At 69.7% G+C, this 22,401-nt stretch carries 17 protein-coding genes; 4 read left to right on the top strand and 13 right to left on the bottom strand.

Going from position 1 to position 22,401, the window contains the following annotated elements; all coding sequences use genetic code 11:
* Nucleotides 1-10: 10 nt before the first annotated feature.
* From JOD46_RS05035 to JOD46_RS05020, 4 genes are all read right to left on the bottom strand, one after another.
* Nucleotides 11-367 carry a putative quinol monooxygenase gene (locus JOD46_RS05035; protein ID WP_204392100.1) on the bottom strand — a complete coding sequence of 119 codons (357 nt, stop codon included), beginning with the start codon at nucleotides 365-367 and terminating at the stop codon, nucleotides 11-13.
* A complete protein-coding gene (locus tag JOD46_RS05030) occupies nucleotides 364-1,179 on the bottom strand; it encodes an ATP-binding cassette domain-containing protein (RefSeq protein ID WP_204392098.1) in 816 nt (271 codons plus the stop codon). Before JOD46_RS05030 ends, JOD46_RS05035 begins: the two co-directional genes overlap by 4 nt.
* A complete protein-coding gene (locus JOD46_RS05025) occupies nucleotides 1,176-2,216 on the bottom strand; it encodes an ABC transporter permease (protein ID WP_307834914.1) in 1,041 nt (346 codons plus the stop codon). The genes JOD46_RS05030 and JOD46_RS05025 overlap by 4 nt, the downstream gene beginning before the upstream one ends.
* A gap of 117 nt (nucleotides 2,217-2,333) precedes the next feature.
* Nucleotides 2,334-3,431 (bottom strand): substrate-binding domain-containing protein, encoded by a 1,098-nt coding sequence (locus JOD46_RS05020; RefSeq protein WP_204392094.1) that lies wholly within the window; start codon nucleotides 3,429-3,431, stop codon nucleotides 2,334-2,336.
* Nucleotides 3,432-3,605: 174 nt separating this feature from the next.
* Between JOD46_RS05020 and JOD46_RS05015 the strand changes: the two genes are divergently transcribed.
* From JOD46_RS05015 to JOD46_RS05005, 3 genes are all read left to right on the top strand, one after another.
* Nucleotides 3,606-4,610 carry a LacI family DNA-binding transcriptional regulator gene (locus JOD46_RS05015; RefSeq protein ID WP_204392092.1) on the top strand — a complete coding sequence of 335 codons (1,005 nt, stop codon included), beginning with the start codon at nucleotides 3,606-3,608 and terminating at the stop codon, nucleotides 4,608-4,610.
* Between the two features lies 1 nt (nucleotide 4,611).
* Nucleotides 4,612-5,535, top strand: a complete 924-nt coding sequence (locus JOD46_RS05010) for a PfkB family carbohydrate kinase (protein WP_204392090.1) — start codon at nucleotides 4,612-4,614, stop codon at nucleotides 5,533-5,535.
* Between the two features lie 244 nt (nucleotides 5,536-5,779).
* Nucleotides 5,780-8,716 carry a GH32 C-terminal domain-containing protein gene (locus JOD46_RS05005; protein WP_204392088.1) on the top strand — a complete coding sequence of 979 codons (2,937 nt, stop codon included), beginning with the start codon at nucleotides 5,780-5,782 and terminating at the stop codon, nucleotides 8,714-8,716.
* Between the two features lie 102 nt (nucleotides 8,717-8,818).
* Here JOD46_RS05005 and JOD46_RS05000 read toward each other — a convergent pair whose 3' ends face one another.
* Entirely contained in the window at nucleotides 8,819-10,408 is a 1,590-nt protein-coding gene (locus JOD46_RS05000; RefSeq protein ID WP_204392086.1) for a glycoside hydrolase family 68 protein, read from the bottom strand.
* Nucleotides 10,409-11,122: 714 nt separating this feature from the next.
* Here JOD46_RS05000 and JOD46_RS04995 point away from each other — a divergent pair.
* A complete protein-coding gene (locus tag JOD46_RS04995) occupies nucleotides 11,123-12,823 on the top strand; it encodes a glycoside hydrolase family 32 protein (protein WP_239562588.1) in 1,701 nt (566 codons plus the stop codon).
* An 18-nt stretch (nucleotides 12,824-12,841) separates the two neighbouring features.
* Here JOD46_RS04995 and JOD46_RS04990 read toward each other — a convergent pair whose 3' ends face one another.
* The 8 genes from JOD46_RS04990 to JOD46_RS04955 all read right to left on the bottom strand — a co-directional run bounded on the left by JOD46_RS04990 (nucleotide 12,842) and on the right by JOD46_RS04955 (nucleotide 22,374).
* Nucleotides 12,842-13,846 carry a LacI family DNA-binding transcriptional regulator gene (locus JOD46_RS04990; RefSeq protein WP_307835101.1) on the bottom strand — a complete coding sequence of 335 codons (1,005 nt, stop codon included), beginning with the start codon at nucleotides 13,844-13,846 and terminating at the stop codon, nucleotides 12,842-12,844.
* A 140-nt stretch (nucleotides 13,847-13,986) separates the two neighbouring features.
* Nucleotides 13,987-15,234 (bottom strand): glycoside hydrolase family 32 protein, encoded by a 1,248-nt coding sequence (locus JOD46_RS04985; RefSeq protein ID WP_204392082.1) that lies wholly within the window; start codon nucleotides 15,232-15,234, stop codon nucleotides 13,987-13,989.
* 88 nt (nucleotides 15,235-15,322) lie between these two features.
* Complete coding sequence (locus tag JOD46_RS04980) at nucleotides 15,323-16,339, bottom strand: LacI family DNA-binding transcriptional regulator (protein WP_504739291.1); 1,017 nt, start codon at nucleotides 16,337-16,339, stop codon at nucleotides 15,323-15,325.
* A 29-nt stretch (nucleotides 16,340-16,368) separates the two neighbouring features.
* Complete coding sequence (locus tag JOD46_RS04975; RefSeq protein ID WP_204396290.1) at nucleotides 16,369-17,217, bottom strand: carbohydrate ABC transporter permease; 849 nt, start codon at nucleotides 17,215-17,217, stop codon at nucleotides 16,369-16,371.
* 59 nt (nucleotides 17,218-17,276) lie between these two features.
* Nucleotides 17,277-18,158, bottom strand: a complete 882-nt coding sequence (locus JOD46_RS04970; protein ID WP_204396285.1) for a carbohydrate ABC transporter permease — start codon at nucleotides 18,156-18,158, stop codon at nucleotides 17,277-17,279.
* Between the two features lie 95 nt (nucleotides 18,159-18,253).
* The gene (locus JOD46_RS04965) at nucleotides 18,254-19,597 is read right to left on the bottom strand and encodes an ABC transporter substrate-binding protein (RefSeq protein ID WP_204396280.1); all 1,344 of its coding nucleotides are present in this window, start codon (nucleotides 19,595-19,597) and stop codon (nucleotides 18,254-18,256) included.
* 81 nt (nucleotides 19,598-19,678) lie between these two features.
* Nucleotides 19,679-21,208, bottom strand: a complete 1,530-nt coding sequence (locus JOD46_RS04960; protein WP_204392078.1) for a glycoside hydrolase family 32 protein — start codon at nucleotides 21,206-21,208, stop codon at nucleotides 19,679-19,681.
* Nucleotides 21,209-21,321: 113 nt separating this feature from the next.
* Nucleotides 21,322-22,374, bottom strand: a complete 1,053-nt coding sequence (locus tag JOD46_RS04955; RefSeq protein ID WP_204392076.1) for a LacI family DNA-binding transcriptional regulator — start codon at nucleotides 22,372-22,374, stop codon at nucleotides 21,322-21,324.
* Between the last annotated feature and the right edge of the window lie 27 nt (nucleotides 22,375-22,401).

The raw sequence follows: 22,401 nt of genomic DNA, 5'->3' as shown, positions 1-22,401 counted from the left end.
GGAGCGACCCCTATCGCACCGGCCGCAGGAATCGCAGGACCGATCCGGTCGGCTCCGCGATCAGCGGCCCGAGCGCCGCGTTGAACACCGCGCCGTGAGGTTGCCCGAGGTGCGCTTCGAACGCCTCGGTGTCGCGGTACGACTCGACGACGACGAAGCGTCGCCCGTCGGGGGCGGGTGCGGCCGCCTCCTCCGCCACCGGCGGTGGGGCGGTCACGGCGTAGGAGTCGAACACGAGGCATCCTGGCTCGGCTCGAACTGCGACCGCCAGGTCCGCGAGCAGCGCCTCGACCTCGTCCTCGTGACCGGGCAGCGCCGTGAACTCGGCGACGAGCTCGACCGTCCCGCCCTCCGTGGCGTCCCTCATCCCTTGCTCGCTCCCGTCATGATCGCCACCGCATCGGTCATGGTGTGCGACTGCGGCGTGATCGTCGCCGCACGCTTGCCGAGGCGCTGCACGTGGATGCGGTCGGCCACCTCGAACACGTGCGGCATGTTGTGCGAGATGAGGATGACCGGGATGCCACGGTCGCGCAGGCTCATGATGAGCTCGAGCACCTGGTTCGACTCGCGCACGCCGAGCGCCGCGGTGGGCTCGTCGAGCACGACGACCTTCGAGCCGAACGCCGCCGCGCGGGCGACGGCGACGGCCTGCCGCTGGCCGCCCGACAGGTTCTCGACGGCGACCGTGACATCCTGCAAGGTCGAGATCCCGAGCGAGGTGAGTTCGCGCTTCGCGCTCTCCCGCATGCCCTTCTGGTCGACGAGGCGGAAGACCGAGCCGAGCACGCCCTTCTTGCGGATCTCGCGACCGAGGTAGAGATTCGATGCCACGTCGAGGGCCGGCGAGACCGCGAGGTTCTGGTAGACGGTCTCGATGCCGGCGGCGCGCGCGTCCTGCGGGCGCTTGAAGTGCACCTCGCGGCCATCCAGCCAGATCTGGCCCTCGTCGGGGATCTCCGCGCCGGTCAGGCACTTGATGAGGGTCGACTTGCCGGCGCCGTTGTCGCCGATCACGGCGAGCACCTCGCCCGGGTAGAGCTCGAGGCTCACCCCGTCGAGACCCACCACCCGACCGAACGTCTTGACCAGTCGGCGTGCGCGGAGGATCGGCTCGCGGCCGTCCTCGTTCGCCGCAACCTCTGCGGATGTCTCGTTCACGGTCCGATCGGCGTTCATGCGCGTACCTTCCTGATCCACTGGTCGACGGAGACCGCCACGACGATGAGGACGCCGACCGCGAAGGTCTGCCAGAGCACGTCGAGTCCGGCGAGGGCGAGGCCGTTGCGGAAGACGCCGACGATGAGGGCGCCGAGCAGCGTGCCCCACACGGTTCCGCGTCCGCCGAAGAGGCTGGTGCCACCGATCACGACGGCGGTGATCGAGTCGAGGTTGAGGTCGGCGCCCGCGTTCGGGGACGCCGCGTTCGAGCGGCCGATCTGAATCCAGGCGCCGATCGCGATGATCGCACCCGCCGCGAGGTAGACGCTCATGAGCACCCGGTTCACGCTGATGCCCGCCAGGCGCGCCGACTCGCGATCATCGCCGACCGCGTAGACGTGGCGTCCCCACGCCGTCTTGTGCAGGACGTAGGACATGACGACGTAGAGCAGCAGCATCATGATCACGCCGACCGAGATGTTGACGCCGAAGAGCGGGAAGGTCGCGCCGGTCCAGGTGAGCAGTTCGGGCATCTCGCCTCCCCGGACGGTGGCGCCGCCCGAGTAGAGCAGGGTGAGGGCGAGGAAGATGTTGAGCGTGCCGAGCGTGACGATGAAGGGCGGCAGTTTCAGACGCGTCACGAGTGCGCCGTTGAGCGCGCCGGCGGCCATGCCGACGACCAGACCGAGGAAGAGGCCGAGGACGGCGGGGAGGCCCATCTGCACCGTGGTCTGCGCGATCACCATCGAGCTCAGCACCATGACGGCGCCGACCGACAGGTCGATTCCCGCCGTGAGGATGATGAGCGTCTGGGCGACGGCGATGGTGCCGACGACGGCGACCTGCTGGGTGATGAGCGAGAGGTTCGTCGGGTTGAGGAATCGATCGTTGAGCAGGCCGAACACGATCACCGCGACGACGAGCACGATGGCCGGGCTGATGGCCGGGTGCCGGTGCAGCGTGTTGCGTATGCGGCTGAGCGGGGTGGTGCGGTCGAGGAATTCCTCGGCCAGGTCGAGCGCCGATGTCGACGGCTCGGTCGTGTGCTGAGTCACGTTGGCTCCGTTCCGAGAGTGCGAGAGGTGGCGGATGCTGCGCGCGGGGCGCGCGGTCGGGCGGATCGGCTGCCAAGGCATCCGTCGCCCGACCGCGCGCTCACGCGGCCGTCGGAATCAGCCCCAGCAGATGTCGCCGGCCTCGGCGGTGTCGATCGACTCGACGCCGTCCTGCGGGTCGTCGGTGACGAGCGCGACGCCCGTGTTGTAGAAGTCGAGCCCCTCGCTGACCTCGGGGGTCTCACCGGTGGTGACGAGGTCGTAGACGGCCTGGACGCCGAGCTCCGCCATCTTCAGCGGGTACTGCTGGCTCGTCGCCCCGATGATGCCCTCGGTCACCGCGTCGACGCCCGCGCAGCCGCCGTCGACCGAGACGACGATGAGCCCGTCGGTGCTGCCCGCGGCCTTGAACGCCTCGTAGGCGCCGTAAGCGGCCGGCTCGTTGATGGTGTAGACGACGTTGATGTCCGGGTTCTTCGACAGCAGCGTCTCGGCGGCGGAGCGACCGCCATCCTCGGCACCCTGCGAGGCCTCGTTGCCGACGATCTCGTAGTCGCCGCCGGAGTAGGTTCCGGTCGACTCCTCGTCTCCGTTCTTCGTCTCGTCCGCGAGGTCGATGCCCATACCGTCGAGGAAGCCCTGGTCGCGGGCGACGTCGACGGAGACGACCTTGTCGTCGAAGAGGTCGATCATGGCGATCGTCGCCTTCTCGCCGTCGAGCTTCGCCGCGGCCCACTTCCCGATCTCCTGGCCGGCCAGGTAATTGTCGGTGGCGAACGTGATGTCGACCGACTCGGGGTCGGACGGGGGCGTGTCCAGCGCGATGACGTAGAGGCCGGCGTCGCGGGCCTTGACGAGGGCGTCCTCGACCGCGGGGCCGTTCGGCGTGATCAGGATGCCGGCGTCGCCGCGCGAGATCGCGTTCTCGATGGCCTGGATCTGCGAGTCCTCATCGCCGTCCTCGGAGCCCGCCGCGAGCGTCAGCTCGACGCCCAACTCGTCGGCGATGTCCTCGGCGCCCTGCTGCATGGCGACGAAGAACGGGTTCGTATCGGTCTTGGTGATGAGCGAGACGCTGATGGTCTCGTCGCCGCTCGCGCCCTGGGCGGAACCGCCCGACGAGGCGCAGCCGGTGAATGCGAGCGCGGCGGTCGCGGTGATGGAACCGGCGACGAGCAGTCGGCGGCCGAGCGCGCCGGAGCGTGCGTGATTCATCGGTGAATCTCCTCCTGGTGTGGGGGCATCGATGCCCGTTTGACAACGATGTCACGGTAGGTCTAGCGGATCGCGATGTGTATAGTCAAGTCCGACCCCCGCATTGGAGACCGAAACGTGACACCGTTGTCAAACAGTGGTCCGGCCGCTGAACCCGCCCGCGCGCGACCCACGATGCGCCATGTCGCAGCCCTCGCCGGCGTGGGCATCAAGACGGTTTCGCGCGTCATCAACGGCGAACCGAACGTCTCTGCGGCGACCACCGCGAAGGTGCTCGCCGCGGCGCGCACTCTCGACTACGAACCCGACCTGCAGGCCGGGAACCTGCGCCGGGCCGATGGTCGGTCGCGGACGCTGGGCCTGCTCGTGAGCAGCGTCGACAACCCGTTCGCCGGCTCGATGCATCGTGCGATCGAGGACGCCGCGCTCGAGCGCGGCGTGGCCGTCTTCGCCTCGAGCCTCGACGACGACCCCGACCGGGAGCAGCAGGCGGTGTCGACGTTCCTCCGGCGCCGAGTGGACGGACTCATCCTGACAACGGTGTCGGAGAGCCAGGCGTACCTCGCGCCCGAGTTGCGCCGTGGCACCCCCGTCGTCTTCGTCGACCGCGAGCCGGCCGGAATCACCTCCGACAGCGTGGTCAGCGACAACGCCGCGGGCGCGAGCGCGGCGACCCGGCACCTGCTCGAACGGGGCCATCGCCGGATCGCGTACCTCGGCGATCGTCCGAACATCCGCACGGCGCAGGAGCGCCGTCGTGGCTTCTTCGACGAACTCGGCGCGGCCGGCGTTCCGACCCGCGGCATCCCCGTCATCGAAGGGCTGCACGATGCCGAGTCCGCCCGGCACGCGACCCTCGACCTGTTCCGCGGCGACGAACTCCCCACGGCGGTGTTCTCGAGCCAGAACCTGGTGACCATCGGCGTCATCCGCGCGCTCCGCGAGCTCGGTCGCCACCGCGACACCGCACTGGTCGGATTCGACGACGTGCCGCTCGGTGACCTGCTGGATCCGGGCATCACCGTCATCGCCCAGGCACCGCAGGACATCGGCCGCATCGCAGCCGAACGGATCTTCGCTCGGCTCGACGGCGACACCTCGCCGGCGACGCGCACGGTCGTACCGACCCGACTGATCGAGCGCGGGTCCGGCGAGATCACGCCCCGACCGGAAGGATGACATGACCAGCTCCACCCCCCGCACTGCTCGAATCGCCGTCATCGGCGACGCGCTCATCGACGAACTGCGCGACCCGAGCGGCTCTCGGGAGTTCGTCGGCGGTGCCGCACTGAACGTCGCGGTCGGTCTGGCGCTGCTGGGGCAGCACGCCACGCTGATCGCCATGCTCGGAGACGACGAACCCGCGGACCGGATCCGCACGTTCCTCCACGAGTTCGGCGTCCGGCTCATCGAGAGCCCGTCCGCCCTGGGCACATCGCGAGCCGTCTCCGATCGGTCCGAGGGCGGCGAGCCCCGATACGAGTTCAACGAGGCGGCACGCCACCGGCGCATCGAGTTCGGCGGCGACGTGCGCTCCGCCATCGACGAGGCCGACCTCGTCGTGGTCAGCTGCTATCCGTTCGACGATGACGGGCAGGTCGACGCCCTGCTCGACGCCGTCGGCGACTCGGAGCGGCGACTCATCGTCGACGGCAACCCGCGCGCGGGCATGCTGCGCGATCGCGCTCGTTTCCTCGCGAACTTCGAGCGAGCGGCGGCCCGTTCGCTGCTGGTCAAGGCGGGTGATGAGGACGCCGACCTCCTCGCGGGGGAGGCGCTCGACGACTTCGTCGGCCGGTTCCGTGGCGACCCCCACCCGATCGTGCTCTCGACGGCGGGGCGCGACGGCGCCACGATCATCGATGGCGAGGCGAGCCTGCACGCCGACATCGTCGACCTTCCCGGCCCGGTCATCGACACGATGGGCGCCGGAGACGCGACGCTGTCGGCGGTCGTCCGACGCCTGGCCCGGGACGGCGTGCCCGGAACGGCAGTCGAGTGGGCGTCAGTGCTCGACGAGGCCATGGGTATCGCGGCGGCGACCGTCCGGCATGACGGTGCACTGCTCCGGTCGCCGGGCACGGCGGAGATCGTTCCGAGCTGACGAGCCGGAGCGGCCGCCGCGGACCCGTGCGCGGTGGCCGTCGTCCGTCGCGCCTGGTCGCCACCGCCGGATCGGGCCGACCCTGCCCGAATCGGCCCCCGACTCGGCTCGGTTCGAGCCTGGTCGGCTCGCGGTCCCCGACCCCCTTGATTTGTCCGCCGGACAATGCGTAGCGTCGCCTCCGATTCCTGACAACGATGTCACGTATCGGACGTGACACGCGCAATGAAGGGCGAACCAGTCGATGACGACGGTATCAAGATGGAAGCCGCTCGCGATCGCCGCCGCGATCGCGAGCGCGACGGCACTCGGGGGCCTCCCGCCCGCGACGGCGGCGTCGGTCGATCCAGCCGACGAGCAGTACCGCCCGTACCTGCACTTCTCCCCCGAGCAGAACTGGATGAACGACCCGAACGGCCTCGTGTACCACGACGGCACCTGGCACCTGTTCTTCCAGCACAACCCCGAGGGCACCAGGTGGGGCAATATGAGCTGGGGCCACGCGACGAGCCCGGACCTCGTGCACTGGGAGGAGCAGCCGCTCGCGATCCCGCAGACCTTCGATGATGGCGGCGTCGCCATCGAGGACATCTTCTCCGGCTCCGTGGTGGTCGACGAGGGGAACACGAGCGGCTTCGGCACGGCCGACGACCCGGCTATGGTCGCGATCTACACCAGCGCCTACACGCCCGCGCACCCCACGCACGCCGGCATCCAGGCCCAGTCCCTGGCGTACAGCACCGATGACGGGCAGACCTGGACGAAGTATGCCGCCAACCCCGTGCTCGACCGTGGGTCGGCCAATTTCCGAGACCCGAAGGTGATCCGGTACACCGATCCCGCAAGCGGCGAGTCGTACTGGGTGATGGTCGCCGTCGAGGCGACGCAGTACAAGGTCGTGCTCTACCGGAGCGACGATCTCAAGACCTGGACGCACCTCAGCGACTTCGGTCCCGCGAACGCGACCGGCGGGATCTGGGAGTGCCCCGACCTGTTCCAGATGGCGGTCGACGGCGACCCGACGAACCTCAGGTGGGTGCTGGTCGTGAACCTCAACCCGGGATCGGTCGCGGGCGGTTCCGGCGGGCAATACTTCGTCGGTGACTTCGACGGGACGACCTTCACGTCGGAGAGCACGGTGACGGACGATGCGCTGCCGCCCGGCGACGTGTTCGCCTCGTTCGACGACGGATCGTGGGGCGACTGGGTCGTGGGCAACGAACCGGGCAACTGGAAGGACGGACCGTGGGGCCTTCAGCCCGCGTCGGGCACGCTTCCAGGACAGAACCCCGTCACGGGCTTCGTCGGCGCCGGGCTCGTCAACGGGTTCAACGACGGTGACTGGCCGGTGGGCACCCTCGAGTCGCCCGGCTTCACCATCGATCAGGACCACGTGAACCTGCTCGTCGGCGGCGGTGGCCACCCGCACGCCGACGACACGCAGCTCGGCAATGAGCCCCCGTCGGGCCGCCTCCTCTTCGACGGCTTCGAGTTCGCCGACGGCACGAACCTCGCCGACACGGGGTGGGAGATCACCGGCGACTTCGCCACCGAGGCCTGGCGCAACCCGTCCACCGCGGGCGGCGACTACTACCTCGGGCAGAAGCGCCTGAACACCTGGGAGGGCGGCCCGAAGGGCGACGCCAACGTCGGCGACCTCACGTCGCCGACGTTCGCGATCGAGGCCGGCGAGGACCACCTCTCGTTCCTCCTCGGCGGCGGCAAGCGGACCGACGGGTCGCTCGAGGTCCGGCTGCTCGTCGACGGCGAGGTCGTGCGCACGGCCACCGGCCCCGAGGCCGGGCAGCTGAACTGGCGCTCGTGGGACGTCTCGGAGTTCGCGGGGAGCGAGGCTCGCTTCCAGGTGCACGACGGCGCGACCGGCGGCTGGGGCCACCTCACCGTCGACCACCTGGTGCTGGGCGGCGAGCCCGCCCTGGCCCGCTCCGACGAGACGTCGGTGAACCTCGTGGTCGACGGCGAGATCGTCCGCACGGCCACCGGGCGCAACAGCGAGAACCTCGACTGGGTGAGCTGGGACGTCTCGGAGTACGTCGGGCAGGAGGCATCCGTCAGGCTCATCGACAACAACCGGTTCGGATGGGGGCACATCCTCGTCGACCAGGTGATGTTCTCGGACGAGGCGGCGGCACCGCGCATCGAGGGGTACGACTGGCTCGACTGGGGCCGGGACTACTACGCGACCGTCTCGTTCTCGGGCGCGCCCGACGGCCGGCGGGTGATGCTCGGCTGGATGAACAACTGGGACTACGCGAACGACATCCCGACCGGATCGTGGCGCAGCGCGATGGCGCTCCCCCGCGACGTCGAGCTCGTGTCGACCGAGCGTGGCCCCCGCCTCACCCAGCGGGTCGTGCCCGAGTTCGCGCAGCTCGAGCGGCCGGATGTCGCCTACTCGGATTCCGAACGGCCGATCTCGACCGGTGAGGAGACCCTGCCGATCGAGGGCGATGTGCTGCGCATCGAGGCGGTCATCGACCCGCGCGACGCCGACTCGTTCGGCCTCAGCGTGCTCGGCGATGACACCTCCGGCACGCGGATCGGGTGGGACGCCGGGACGGAGCGACTCTTCGTCGACCGTCGGGACTCCGGCAACACCGACTTCCACCCCGCCTTCGCCTCCATCGAGGATGCTCCGGTCGTCCTGGACGACGGTCGACTCGCGCTGACCGTGTACGTCGACCGGTCCTCGGTCGAGGTGTTCGCCGACGGCGGCCGAACCACGATCACCGACCAGGTGTTCCCGAACGCGGGAGCCGACGCGATCCGCCTCTGGTCGGAGGGCGGTGAGGCGTGGCTCGAATCGCTCGAGGTGACGCCGATGCACGGCGCGATGTACCGCGAGGCCGGACGCGACGGCGCGGCGTCGCCCCCGCCGCCCGCCGAGATCACGGCGCTCACCGGCCCGCGCAAGGGCCCGGACGCCGACGGCGACTTCGAGGTCAAGGTGAAGGTCGGACGCGGCGAGCCGACGACGGTCGTTCGACTCCTCGAGGACGGCCGGGTGATCGACCGCGTCCACCGATCCGCCGCCGACGAGCGCACCTTCTCGTTCGCGATCTCCGGCGCCTCGGCGGGCGAGCACCGCTATACGATCGAGCTCGAGAACTCGGCCGGGACGACGGACGGGGGTGAGCTCCTCGTCCGCGTCGCCGGCTGAGCGACGCGACGGGCGGCGATGCTGAGCGTCGCCCGCGTGCGCCGATGAAGACGGATGCCCCGGGGCTGGCCGGCCCCGGGGCATCCTCATGTCGAAGGCGCCCTACTGGAGGACGCCGCCCTTGTTGACGTCGAGGTTGGCGGGGATGTCGGCCCAGCCGCCCAAGCCGCCATCACCGTAGGAGTAGTCCACCGCCGACGAGACGCCGTCCAGGTCGATCTTCACGGTGGGCCCGAGGGTCCCGCCGCGCACGAAGTCGTCGTGGGTGCCGATGGTGTCGATGAACGACTGCACCAGGCCGCCGGGCATCACGTAGTGCGAGTACGCCTGGAAGTGACCCGGGTGCTGGTTGTAGTCGGGAGCGAAGGGCTGTCCGCCGGCGAAGTTCAGGTTCGTCGGGTTGCCCAGCGCGAGGCCCGAGCCCCAGTTCAGGGGCTGGAAGTCGCTCCGGATGCCGTCGCCGACGAACCCGTAGACCCCCTCGGGGCCGTCGAGGCCCGCGGCGAACGTGCCCCGGTGGCTGATCGTGAACAGGTAGTACTTGCCGTCCTGGATCACGAACTGCGGCCGCTCGGTCTGGTCGGTGACGCAGTTCGCCGAGAGGATCGGCGGCAGGAACTCCCACTCCGTGAGTTCCTTGTTCTTCGCCTTCGCCAGGCCGATGTTGCCGATCTGGTAGGTCGCGCCGGAGGCGTTCACCTCGTCGACCGTCTCCGCGTAGGGGTCGCCCTCGCGGTAGCCGAGGTCCTCGGCCGTGCAGCGGGCGCCGTCGCGGTCCATCGCCGAGTTGCCCTCGAAGACCATGTAGGTCTCACCGGGGTGCGCCGGGTCCTCGAACGTGAACGGGTCGCGGAAGTTGAAGAACTCGTTCTGCTCACCGGTCTGGTAGTACGTGCCGTCCGCCTGCAGGAGGTCGGTCACCGTGTCGAACCCGGTGAAGAACACGCCCTTGGCCTTGTTGACGTGGACCTTGCCCACGCTGAGCGCGATGCGCGGGTCGTACGGCTTGATGTTGGTGCCGTCGGGGTTCCGGTAGAACGCGACATCCGTGAAGAACAGCTTGATCTCGCCGCCCTTGAACACGCGCGCCGATCCCGACCACTGGGTCTGGTGGGAGTACGACTGGTCGGGGAAGATCGTCCCCGTCACTCCCTCGTCGAACACGAGCCCGCCGTAGGTCCAGCCGCCGTTCTCGGGCCGCTCGTCGGCCGGGATGCCCGCGGGGCGGGAGAAGTAGCCGATCTTCGCGTACTGATGGCGCTCGTCGAAGCCGAGGCTCCGGTCCGCGACGAGCGAGAAGATGATCTCCTGTCCGTCGACGCTGTACTGGTTGCCGGCCTCGTCGGTCAGGGGCCAGGTGTCCCAGACCCAGACCTCGCCGTTCGACATGTCCGGGAAGTCCTGCGGGATGGTCGGCATGGTCACCGACTCGGGCATCGAGTTCTCCCGGGAGCCCGCGTCCGGGTCTGAGATGCGCTTCAGTTGCATCGCGTCGGCCCTGGTCCAGCGCGAGGTGAAGTCACCCTCGGGGTCGAACGCCTCCTGGGTGTGGATGGTCGGCTCGGCGCCGGGTTGCAGGGCGGTCTCGGCGACCGCGGCGGGGGCACCCGCCAGCAGTGCGCCGGCGATCACGCCGGCCGCGGTGAGCCCCCCGATGATCGGGCGCGTGATGCGCCGCGTGGTTGTTGCCATGATTCGTGCCTTTCGTAGGGTGAACGGTCGACCGCGGCCCTCCGCGGGCATCGGCCCGGGTCCCCCGGGTCGCGGTCGGCGGTGACGGTGGACGGGGTCGCCCACCGCATCCCGTCGACGGTTCGGTGCCGTCGATCGGATCCGATCCGGTCCGGCGTCAGCCGTCCGGTCGGGAGTCGTGGTCCGGCTCGACGGCTCGGGCTCGGGCTCGCGCCGAGGCGAGATCGGTCGCCGCCATCCGGACGGTGCTGGTGCGTGCAGCGCCGTCGGCCGCCGTGCCCGGGCGTCCGGGCAGGCGCGGCGAATCGTTGCGCGTGGTCTTCACGTTCTTCGCTTTCGGTCCGGGATCGTGCCGATCCGCGGCGGTCAGGATTGAGCGAATCCTCGAGAACGTGGCGTCTGTGCTCCCCCGACACAGGAACCTATGCGCAGACTGACAACGATGTCAAGCGTTGCTCCTGATCGAGTACGACGGCTGTCCATGCACGGAATTCCCCGATCCGCCAGCATTCGCGGATGAGCGCGCTTCCACGGCGGCGCTCGAGATCGCACGGTTTGCAAATCGATTTGTATCCGGCTAGCGTTGCCGGCGATTCCTCGAGTGGCGCTTGCGCTCCCTCCCCGAACACACGACATGCGACGGCGCCACCGGTCCCGACGGACGGCCCCGCATGCGGGACCCGGAGCCGGTGGTCGCCGATTCCACGGAGGATCATGAACCGGACAACACCACCCGAGCCTCGGCGCGGGCGAGACGATCGCAGCGGCACGCAGCGTTCGCGTCGGAAGGCGATCATTCCGTGGCTCGCCGCGGGGCTCGTCATCGCGGGCCTGGTCTCGGCAGCCCTGATCGTGCAGGCGAACGGCGGCGCGCCATCCGAGCCGGCACCGACAGCGACCGAACCGGGTCCGGATGCCGACGTCGCCTATACGAGGCCGTCCGACTGGTCGGCGTACCGGCCCGCGGTGCACCTGACCCCCGCCGAACGATGGATGAACGATCCGCAGCGTCCGTTCTGGCTGGACGGGCGTTGGCACTACTACTACCTCTACAACCCCGACTATCCCGACGCGAACGGCACCGAGTGGTACCACGCGACCTCGACCGACCTCGTGCACTGGCGCGAGGAGGGCATCGCGATCGAGAAGTACGAGAACGGCCTCGGCGACATCCTGACCGGCAGCGCCGTCGTCGACACCGACGACTCCGCCGGCTTCGGCGCCGGCGCCGTGATCGCCCTGGTCACCCAGCAGCTCGACGGCGTCCAGCGCCAATCCCTCTTCGTGTCGACCGACGGCGGGTACCGATTCGAGTCGTACGAGGGCAACCCGGTCATGGAGAACCCCGGCGCGGAGCACTGGCGCGATCCGAAGGTCGACTGGGACGACGAGCGAGGCGAGTGGCGGATGGTGCTCGCTGAGGGGCACAAGCTCGGCTTCTACACCTCGCCGGACCTGAGGTCATGGACGTACCGCTCGGGCTTCGAGCGCGACGACCTCGGGATCCTCGAGTGCCCCGACCTCTTCGAGATGTCGGTCGACGGCGACCCGTCGACCACGCGCTGGGTGCTGGCCGCAGGCGTGAACGGGGAACTGTACGGGATGACGACCGGCACCGCCTACTGGATCGGCGACTGGGACGGGCGGTCGTTCACGCCGGACTCCGACGAACCGCAGTGGCTCGACCGGGGCTCCGACTTCTACGCCGCCGTCACGTGGGACGACCCTCGCCTCGGCGAACGCGACCGCCTCGCCTCACGCCTGGCGATCGGCTGGCTCAACAACTGGTCGTACGCGAGCGACCTCCCGACCGACGGTTGGAGCGGCGGCGCCGACTCGGTGGTGCGCGAGCTGCGCCTCGTCGATGAGGGCGAGCGGATGTCGCTGCGGTCGACGCCAGTCGACTCGCTCGATGCCCTGGAGGGCGACCCTCAGGTCCTCGACTCGGCGATCGCCACCCCGGAGGGAGACCTCCTGCTGCCCCAGCCGACGTCCGACGCCTACCGGTTGCGCGTCACCCTCGCCCCGGACCCGGCCGACCCGGCGGACGAGGTGCGGTTCCGGGTACTCGAGGGCGGGGGCCGATTCGCGACCGTCGGGGTGGACTTCGCCTCGGGCACCGCGTTCGTCGCCCGCGACGCCGACGCGGCGGCATCCGCCATGCCCGACGCCTACCGCGAGGTGCGCACCGCACCGGCGACGCCCTCGGCCGACGGAACCGTCGCGCTCGACCTCATCGTCGACGCCTCGTCGGTCGAGGTGTTCGTGAACGGCGGAGAGTCCGCGCTGTCGAGCCTCGCGTTCGGGATGCCCCACGCGAACGCGCTCACGGTCGAGTCCGTCTCCGGCGCGACGCGTATCGACCGGTTCGAACTCGCGCCCCTCGCGGTCGCACCCGTCGAGCGGGCAGGATGACGCCCTCCGACCGTGAGGTCAGGGCGATCCGACCGAGCCTCGCTCGATGAGCTCGCATTCGAGCAGCACCGGATCGGCGGCGGGGGCCGTGCGATCCTCGATGAGCCCGAGCAGTGTCGCCATGCCCCACCGGCCCATCTCGCGGTGCGGCAGCGCCACCGTGGTCAGGCCCGGGTCGAGGGCCGCAGCGACGAGGTCGAGGTCGTCGACGCCGATCACCGAGAGGTCTCCGGGGATGTCCAGGCCGAGCGCGGCGGCCACCTGGTAGACGCCCATCGCCATCTGGTCGTTGAAGCAGAAGACCGCCGTCGGCCGATCGCCCGGCGGCCGGTCGAGGAGCCGACGACCCGCCGCCCTGCCTCCCGCGGCGTCCGAGGTCGACTCGGCGACGAGTGCCGCCTTCGGATCCAGTCCCGCCCGCTCGAGCGCGAGTCCGAAGCCGGCGGCGCGACCGCGCGTCGCGGGCGAGTCGTCGACCGTCGTCGCCGCGGCGATGCGTCGATGGCCCGCGGCGAGCAGTCGTTCCACTGCCGTGACGGCCACCCCCACCTCGTCGGGTGCGATGGCCGGCACCCGCCAGCCGGGCTCGGGGACGGCGTCGACGAGGACCGATGGGACCCCGGCGAGATCGCGCGGTTCAGCGACCACCTGGTGGAACATGCGGGCGAGCAGGATGCCGTCGACGCGCTGGTCGACGAAGGACCGGAGCAGCCTCGACTCGTGCTGGTCGTCGCCACCGGAGTCGGCGACGACGAGCAGGAGCCCGTGCTCACGGGCGACCTCCTGCGCGCCCTCGATGATGCGGCCGGCGAAGGGCGTCGTCGCGATGCGGTCGCTCGCGAGGCCGATCACGCCGGTGCGCCGGAGTCGCAGTCCACGTGCCACGCGGTTGGGCGCGTACCCCAGCACGGCCGCCGCCTGGAGCACGCGCTCACGGGTCTCGGGCGCCACGGTCCGGGTGCCGGAGAACGCGTGCGACACCGTCGTCGGCGACACGCCCGCGGCTCGCGCGACGGCCGCGATGCCCGGTCTGGGTCGCGCAAGGTCGCGGTCGTCTCCGGATCCGCTCAGCGTCCGACCTCCTGCTCCGTCCGGCTTCCCTCCCGACGGTAGATCATGGCGGGCCGTGGCACGAGTCCGACGGCGCCGAACGACCGCGTGCGTCAGCCGCGACGGTGCGGCAGCAACGGGAACACGCCGAGCGTTCCCGTGGAGGCGCTGACCTCCAGCGCCTCACCGGTCGGTCGGAGCGTCCCAGCGAACAGGCCCGCCGGAGACGAGAGCTCGAGCACGGGACCGTCGATGAGGATCCGGAGCCGATCCGAAGCGGGCACGGCCCACTCGTCGTCGCCGATCGTCACGATCACGGATCCGGCAGCGCGGACGATCCGGAGCAGGCGATCCGAGCCGCACGAGACGCTCAGGTCGCCGACGGCGGCATCCCATTCGACGTCGGCGGCGAGGCCTTCAACGCGGCCGTCGACGGCGGGGTCGCCCCGGTGAGCGGCCACATCCGGGTGAGGCGACGCCACGAGGGCGCCGTTCGAAGCCGACAGCCGGTAGGGCACGCTGTGCGAGCCGGCCCATCCCGCGGACTCGTCGGCGATGCCGCGGATCCAGAACGACAGGCACGGCCGGCCCTGCGCGTCGAAGAAGAGCGATGGGGCGTAGTAGCCGTCCCCGTGGGTCAGCCGACCCCAGTCGACCACGACGAACTCCCCGTTCCGGAGCGCACCGGTCGCGTAGCCGGCGTAATGGAGGACGTCGGCATCCCACACCGACGAGACCATGACGTCGATTCCGTCGACGTCGACGAACTGGGGGCACTCCCACAGCGCACCCATCCAGACCGGGTCGCGTTCGGCGGTCGAGCGCGACAGGACCACGCCCTCGTAGGTCCAGGCGCGGAGGTCCGGCGACGTCCAGGACAGGGCGAACGCAGTCCCGTCCCGATGGGCGGCCCCGACGAACATCCGCCAACCGGATTCCTCGCGGCGGACGAACGGGTCGCGGAACGCGATCAGGTCGAGCTCGCTCGGCGCCTCCACGACGACGTCGCCCTTGCGCCACTCCCGCCAGTCGGGGTCGACCGGATGCGCCGAGCGGATCCGACCGATCCCGAATTCCGGAACGCTCGTCGCCGTGTAGAAGGCCACCGGGTCCTCGCCGTCGACGACGAGGCAGCCGGTCCAGATGCCGTCGTCGCCGTCGCCGGGCGCGATCGCCACCGAGGTCTCGGACAGCGACAGGAGGTCGGAGCCGATGGCGTGGCCCCAGTGGCAGTTCGGCGCCCACGTCGTGCGATCGGGCACGAACTGGAAGAACGCGTGGTACTGCCCGTCGCGATAGGTGATCCCGTGGGGATCGTTGATCCACCCGCTCCGGGCGGTGAAGTGGAAGTTCGGTCTCATTCTCGGGCTCACGTCGTGTGGGGCGGCGGATTCGGTGGCACGCGATCGCGTTGCCGGAGCCCTCATCTGCGATTCGGGCATGCAGCGCTCAGACCGACGACCGGATCACGGGCGGGCACGCGACGGCGAGCCTGCCGCCGTCCGGCACCGGGTCCAGGCCGAGCAGCAGGCGAACCCCGAGCACGCCGAGCTCGTAGTGCGGAAGCGCGACGGTCGTGAGCGGAGGGCGCAGGTGGGCCGCGATGACCTCCTGGTTGTCGAAGCCGACGACCGCGACATCCGAGGGGATCGAGAGGCCCCGCTCGCGCAGGCCGTCGTAGAGCCCCATGGCCACGCGGTCGTTGTGGCAGAAGACGGCGGTCGCGCCCGCGGCCACGACGGCGTCGGTCACGTCGTAGCCGCCCTCCTGCTCCGGGCGCGCGTCGAAGACGAGCGCTTCGTCGAAGGGAATGCCCGCAGCGTCCAGCGCCTCACGGTACCCCTGGAGCCGACCGTCATGCGCGGGAGACGGCGTGGTCGTGTTGACGATGGCGATACGCCGATGGCCGGCGTCGAGCAGCAGCCGAGTCGCCGAACGCCCTCCCTCCACCTCATCGGGCACGACGGCGGGCGCCTCGCCCGCTTCGGAGAAGCAGTCCACCAGCACCACGTCGGTCTCGAGCAGTGCCCGAGGAATCTCGGCGGCCCGGTGGTACCAGGTCGAGTAGAGGATGCCGCGGACCTTGTGTTCGAGCATCATCCCGATCGCCTCGTCCTCGGCGGCGCGGTTCCCCTCGGTGTTCGCGACGAGCAGCACGTAGCCGTGCTTCCACGCCTCGTCTTGGGCGCCATGGATGATCTGGCCCGCGAACGGGGTCGTCGCGATCGCGTCCGCGACCAGGCCGATGAACTTCGAGCTGCCGCTCACCAGGTTCTTCGCGAGCGCATTCGGGCGGTAGCCGAGCTCGTCGATCGCCTTCCGCACCCGCTCACGAGCGGCCTCGCCGATGCGCGCGTTGCGATTGTCGTTGACCACGTGCGAGACGGTCGCCACCGAGACGCCGGCGGCCTTCGCGACATCCCGCATGGTCACCGGATGCGACGAACGGCCGTTCTCGGCGCTCACCGGCCGCCTCGCCTTCGGGTTCGCATCCGTCATCCCTTCGTGGCCCCGCTCTCCAGACCGTAGATCATCGCCTTGTTCAACACGAGGAAGACGAGCAGCAACGGCGTGATCGTGATGCACACGGCGGCGAACGTGGCGGTCCAGTCGACGTTGCCCATCGCGCCGATGTAGTTCTGCAAACCCAGCGGGATGGTCTTGAGGTCGTCGGAGAGCACGAACGTGTTGGCGAAGATGAAGTCGTTCCAGATGAAGATGCTGTTCACGAGCACGACGGTGACGATGGTGTTCACCGAGAGCGGGAACGTGATCTGCCCGAAGATCCGATACGGTCCAGCCCCGTCGATCGAGGCCGCCTCGTAGGTCTCGCGCGGGATGTACTCGTAGAACGACGAGAACAGGTAGATCGACATCGGCAGCGAGAACGCCGCCAGCGGGATGATCATCGACTGGTAGGTGTCGAGCAGGTCGACCGACGAGTAGTCGATGAACAGCGGCACGAGGGCGATCTGGACGGGCACGATGATGCCGATGAGGAACAGCCCGCGCACGAAGCGGCTGAGTCGGAACCCGAGCACCTGCAGTGCGTAGGCCGCCATCATCCCGAGCAGCACGATGAGCAGGTTGGCTCCGAGGGTCACGATCAGGCTGTTCACGATGTTGAGCCCGAGGTTTCCGGTCGCGAACGCGCGAGCGTAGTTGTCGAAGGTGATCTCGCTCGGCAGCGCGAAGGGGTTGCCGCTCGCGAAGTCCTGTTCGGTGCGGATGCTGGTGATGAAGAGCCAGGCGAGGGGGTAGACCTGCACGATCACGATCAGCCAGATCACGACGCTCGCGAGCGTGCGATGCACGTTGAGCCGCTGCCTGCGACGAGGTGACATGTGCCCGGTCGGAGCCGGCGCAGGCGCCCGCTCGGGAGTCGGGGCGAGAGCCGTGGCGGTCATGCGTCGGCCTTCCGTCGGAGCAGGAGGATGATGAGCCCGACCGCGATGAGGCACTCGACGACGATGAACACCGAGATGGTGCTCGCGTACCCGTAGTCGGTGTGCGTGAATGCGGTCTTGTACATGTAGGTGGTCAGCAGCTCCGACGCCTGTCCTGGGCCGCCATTGGTGAGCAGGTACGGGATGTCGAAGCCGCGCAGCGCATACGTGGTCGCCATGATCGTGGTCGTGATCCAGACCGGCCGGATGTAGGGGAACCGGATCCTGGTGAACACCTGCCACCAGTTCGCCCCGTCGAGACGCGCGGCCTCCTCGAGCTCCTGCGGCACCGCGAGCAGGGCGGCGTAGATGATGAGCATGTACAGCCCGGTGAACCGCCATCCCTCGGGGATGGAGACCGCGGCGAGGACGGTGTCGACGTTCGACAGCCACGCCTGCTGCAGCCCTTCGAGGCCGACCCAGGCGAGCAGCTGGTTGAGCAGCCCGACGGGCTCGAGCGAGTAGATCCGCTGGAACAGGAACGCGATCGCAACGGTCGAGATGACCGCGGGAAGCAGGTAGAGCGTCTTGACGACCTCGCGGCCGCGGCGGAGCGAGATGAGCAGGCTGGCGACGACGAGTGCGCCGCCGAGCTGCAGCACGAGGCAGATCGCGAGGTAGCCGAGGGAGTTGAAGAACGCCGTCCAGAACACGTCGTCGCCGACGAACATGCGGGCGTAGTTGTCGAACCCGACGAAGCGGAGCGAGGTGATGCCGTCCCAGCTGAAGAAGCTGAGGAACAACGACTGCAGGATCGGCAGCAGCACGGCCACGCCGTAGAGCAGCAGGGGCGGGATCAGGAAGACGAGGACCGAGGTCTTCGACCGGCTGGGGAGCATCGAGGTGCTCATGATGACCTCTCGGATGGGGCGGGCGGCGGAGCGGGTTGGGGGGTCATGGTGGGGGCCGCACGCGGCAGCCCCCACCATGCGGATCACTCGAAGGCAGCGGGGCCGTTCTCGGCGATCGTGGCGTCCATCGTCTCGATGAACTCGTCGGGGGCGGTCTCGCCCTGCACCAGCAGGGTCAACTCCTGCTGCAGGCGGGTGTTCGACGTGGGATCGAGCTGCGTGTCCCACGGCATCGCGATCTTCTCGCCGACATCGTCGGCCTGCCGCACGGCCCGCTCGTAGAGGGGCGTAGCGTTGTCGGGGATCGTGGTCTCGACGTTCGACGTGGGCGACAGCGCGCCGGTCGCCGCGTACACCTCGGGGTAGCGCTCGAGCGCGAACGCGAGGAAGTCGCGCACGAGCGGATCGAACGTCTTCGCGTTGATCGCCATGCCGATGCCGGACGGGGTCACGTACTCGTTCGCGGCGGTGACGGCATCAGGGGTCAGCGGAAGCGTGAAGTAGTCGACGTCGTCGCGGACGCCCGCATCGAGGTTCTCGGTGGCGAGGTTCGCGAGCTCCCACGTGCCGATGTTGTACACGGCCGCCTTGCCCGACGTGAACAGGGCCTGGGCGTCGGCGTACCCGGTCGAGGAGAACCCCTCGGCGAAGCATCCGGCCTCGCCCAGGGAATGCAGCCATTCGACTGCGGCCTCGCCGTCGGGGTCGGCGAACTTCGCATCGCCCTTCTTCAGCTGCTGCACGTACTCGGGCCCTGCAGTGCGGAACGGGTGGTAGGCCATGTACCGCTCCAGCGGCCACTGGTCCTGGCCGTCGAGCGCGATCGGCGTGACGCCGGCGGCTCGCAGTGCCTCGCACATCGCGGGGAAATCGTCGAGCGATGTCGGCACCTCGACGCCGGCCTGGTCGAAGAGGGCTCTGTTGTACCAGAAGAACTCGAGCTGGAACTCGAACGGCACCATGTAGAGCGAGCCGTCGTCGAACCGCTGGTAGTTCAGCGCCGCCGGGCGGTAATCGTCATACAGGTCGAGGTCCTTCAGCAGCGCCTCGGCGTCGATCATGCGGCCCTGGTCGGCGAGCTTCTTCGCGAACGGCGTCGCGTCGGTGTCGAAGAGCTCGGGCAGCTTGTTCGCTGCGGCGAGGGTCTCGTACTTCTGGATGTACGAGGGCCGGTCGGGCGTGGTGATCAGGTTCAGCGAGAAGCCGGGATGCTTCTCGGCGTACTCGTCGGCGATCTGCTGCATGGCGGTGATCACGCCGCCATCGGCCGGGCGGGAGAGCAGCCACGAGATCTCGCGCGGTTGGATCTCGCCGTCGGGATCGATATCGCCGGTCGCGGTGGCGGCGCCGCCCGCGCAGCCGCTCAGCACGAGGGCGACGGATGCCGCGGCGGCGACCGCCGCAGCCCTGATGCGGTTGTGCTTCATGTCGTTCATCTCCATTGATTGAAGCCGGAATGCGGGGAATCGTGTTCAGTTGTCGGTGGTGCGGTGTCGGGGGTGCGTCGTTCAGGTTGTCGCCGATGCCGCGACGAGCGCCGCGGCTCCGGTCTCGTCGGGCGCGGACTCCGCGTCGGGGCGAGTGCCGATGCGGCATCCCGTCACCACCGCGGCGCCCTCGCCGACGAACAGTCCCAGCCGACCTGCAGGGCGGTCGTACAGCCGGGTGCTGAGGGTGACCCGGCCGTCGAGCACGGCCACGCAGAGGTCGCCGTCGACCACGACCTCGAGCGTGTGCTCGCCGGGCGGAAGGTGGCACGGCCGCTCGAGTTCGATGACGTACGGGACGTCGCCCGAGACCTCCCACTGGCCGTCTCCGGTGCGCGGCCGCGGCCAGCGGTCGAACACCATCCGGTGGCGCTTGGGCTCGAGGCGGATCACGTAGCCCTCGTCGCCGTCTGCGCTCGATCGCAACAGCACTCCGCACTCGGTGGTGCCGGCGGCGATATCGAAGGTGACGGCGGCGTGGAACGCGCTCGGCAGCTCCTCGCGCGACACCACGGCGCGGTAGCCGTCGTGCGCGCGCAGTTCGATCGGCGTGCCGCCGATGGCGGCGGGCGGCAGCTCGTCTTCGTCGGCTTCGTCGAATCCGATCGACTGCATCTCGGTGAAGCTCGCGGTGAGCTCGGCCGGGAACCCGAACGCGAGCGTGCCGTCGGGGTTCTGCCGCGCCTCGAGCACCGAGAGCGTGCCGGCCCACAGCCACGGGCCGTCGTCGCGGGCTCCGTCGCGGCTCGCGATCCAGCCGAAGAAGAACCGGCGCCCGTCGCGTTCGGCCGACTTCGCGGCGTAGTACGCACGGCCATCGAGGGAATCGTGCTCGGGGACCCGCCACGGCCCGTGGAGGCTGCGTGCCATCCGGTACCTCGTGGTGAACGACTCCGAGAACTCGGAGTAGACGAGGTACCACCAGTCGCCCCACTGGAACACCTCGGGACACTCGTGGGTGATGTAGCGTCGCGGGTCCCAGAACGGCTCGACGGGCTGCCACGAGGCGAGGTCGTGCGAGACGCACTGCGCGATCACGCCGCGGCGTCGCTCGGGGCCGCCGACGTGGCGCGCGGCGATGAGCATGCGCCAGAGGCCGGCCTCCTCGTCGCGGAAGACGAAGGGATCTCGCCAGTCGGCCGTCTCGTACCGGATCGACGCACCGAAGGTGTGCTCCGGATGGCGCTGCCACGTCGCCATGCCGTCGACGCTGGTCGCGTGCATGACCAGCTGGAGCGGCAGGCCGTCGTCGCCGAGGCGGCGCGGGTTCTGCCCCGTGTAGAAGAGGTGGTGCACGCCGTCGGCATCGCGGACGATGCTGCCGGTGTAGGCGTTGAAGTCGGATGCGTCGTCGTCGCCGGCCGCGAGCGCGACGCCCCGGTCGTCGAATCGCACGAGATCGGTCGTGGTGATGAGGTTCCACGGAGTGCCCGGCTTCGGGGTGCGGCGAACCTCGTGCAGGTAGAAGAGGTGGAAGACGCCGTCTTCCTGCCACGGGATGACGTCGCCGACCCATGCGTCGGTCGGGCGGAAGAAGACGGGCTCAGTCATCGGCGGTGATGTCCTTTGGTTAAGCGTTTGAGCAGGACGATAACACGGCCTGAGCACCTTGGTCAATCGTTTGATCAAACGGCAGCCCGACACGATGCAGGGGTGCCCGCGGGTCACCGCCCGGCCGCGTCCTCGCGCCGCCGGGTCGAGCCTCGCTCGTGGTACACGAGGTCGAACGTCTCGACGATGGTCCCTCCCGGCTCCGAACCGGCCACCGACTCCACCCCCGGCGCCGTCCCGTCGAGCAGCGACACCAGCAACTGTCCGGCGCGGAGTCCGGCTTCGCGGGGCCGCAGGTCGAGTGCGCTGATGGGCGGCTGCACGATCGGCATCGTGGCGCCGTCGACGTAGGAGACGATCTGGAGGTCGTCCGGCACCGTGCGACCGAGTTCCTGCACAGCCGAGAGGATGCCGACGCCCAGTCCGTCGGGCACGCAGACGATGGCATCCACGTCGCGCCGGGCCGCGATGAGCCCATCGACGACCTGGCGCAGCTCGGATGCGGCGGGGATGCCGGCGAGCGGAAGGATCGAGAGGCCCACCGCGCGCTCCGCCGACCAGGCGGCGGCGGCCTCGCGCACGGCCTGCACCCACATCTGGTCGATGTCGGGGATGAGGACCACGATCGAGGCGGCGCCGCCCTCGCGCAGCCGATCGAGGAGCAGTCGGGTCGCGGCGGCATGGTCGGCCGTCACCGAGGCGGTCGGTTCCGGCATCCCCGGCGGCACGAGTTCCGAGGTGACGACCGGCTTCCCGAGAGCGAGGATGGCCCGGGCGAGCTCGTCGTGACCGTCGACGTCGGCCATCACGAAGCCGTCGACGTGCAGGCCGGGCGCCTTGTCTGGCGGGAAGTCGCCGGGGATGAGCGAGACCGTGAGCTCGCGGTCGTTGGTCGCCTCGACCACGCCGAAGGTGAAGTTCATGTAGTAGTCCATGAAGCGAAGGCCCTGCGGCAGCCAGAGGCCGATCGAGCCGGCGCGCGCGCGACGGAGGTTCCTCGCCCCGCTGTTCGTGGTGAAGTTCAGCTCCGCGGCCGCCGCGGCGACCCGAGCGCGCGTCTCCGCCGAGACGCGACCGACGCCCGAGAGCGCCCGCGAGGCGGTTCCCCTCGAGACACCGGAGCGGTCGGCGACATCCTGCAGCGTCGGCGGGCGTGTGGCGACCATCGGATGCCTCCCCTCCCCGGACGATCC

The sequence above is a fragment of the Agromyces aurantiacus genome (genome assembly GCF_016907355.1).
GTDB lineage: Bacteria > Actinomycetota > Actinomycetes > Actinomycetales > Microbacteriaceae > Agromyces > Agromyces aurantiacus.
The sequence above is the reverse complement of the archived record's forward strand: the minus strand, read 5'-3'. Positions and strand labels throughout refer to the sequence as shown.

Bases quoted from the DNA above. Each gene is read 5' to 3' on its own strand.
- JOD46_RS05035 (WP_204392100.1), bottom strand. From the start codon at position 367: ATGAGGGACGCCACGGAGGGCGGGACGGTCGAGCTCGTCGCCGAGTTC.
- JOD46_RS05030 (WP_204392098.1), bottom strand. From the start codon at position 1,179: ATGAACGCCGATCGGACCGTGAACGAGACATCCGCAGAGGTTGCGGCG.
- JOD46_RS05020 (WP_204392094.1), bottom strand. From the start codon at position 3,431: ATGAATCACGCACGCTCCGGCGCGCTCGGCCGCCGACTGCTCGTCGCC.
- JOD46_RS05015 (WP_204392092.1), top strand. From the start codon at position 3,606: ATGCGCCATGTCGCAGCCCTCGCCGGCGTGGGCATCAAGACGGTTTCG.
- JOD46_RS05010 (WP_204392090.1), top strand. From the start codon at position 4,612: ATGACCAGCTCCACCCCCCGCACTGCTCGAATCGCCGTCATCGGCGAC.
- JOD46_RS05005 (WP_204392088.1), top strand. From the start codon at position 5,780: ATGACGACGGTATCAAGATGGAAGCCGCTCGCGATCGCCGCCGCGATC.
- JOD46_RS05000 (WP_204392086.1), bottom strand. From the start codon at position 10,408: ATGGCAACAACCACGCGGCGCATCACGCGCCCGATCATCGGGGGGCTC.
- JOD46_RS04995 (WP_239562588.1), top strand. From the start codon at position 11,123: ATGAACCGGACAACACCACCCGAGCCTCGGCGCGGGCGAGACGATCGC.
- JOD46_RS04985 (WP_204392082.1), bottom strand. From the start codon at position 15,234: ATGAGACCGAACTTCCACTTCACCGCCCGGAGCGGGTGGATCAACGAT.
- JOD46_RS04975 (WP_204396290.1), bottom strand. From the start codon at position 17,217: ATGTCACCTCGTCGCAGGCAGCGGCTCAACGTGCATCGCACGCTCGCG.
- JOD46_RS04970 (WP_204396285.1), bottom strand. From the start codon at position 18,158: ATGCTCCCCAGCCGGTCGAAGACCTCGGTCCTCGTCTTCCTGATCCCG.
- JOD46_RS04965 (WP_204396280.1), bottom strand. From the start codon at position 19,597: ATGAAGCACAACCGCATCAGGGCTGCGGCGGTCGCCGCCGCGGCATCC.
- JOD46_RS04960 (WP_204392078.1), bottom strand. From the start codon at position 21,208: ATGACTGAGCCCGTCTTCTTCCGCCCGACCGACGCATGGGTCGGCGAC.
- JOD46_RS04955 (WP_204392076.1), bottom strand. From the start codon at position 22,374: ATGGTCGCCACACGCCCGCCGACGCTGCAGGATGTCGCCGACCGCTCC.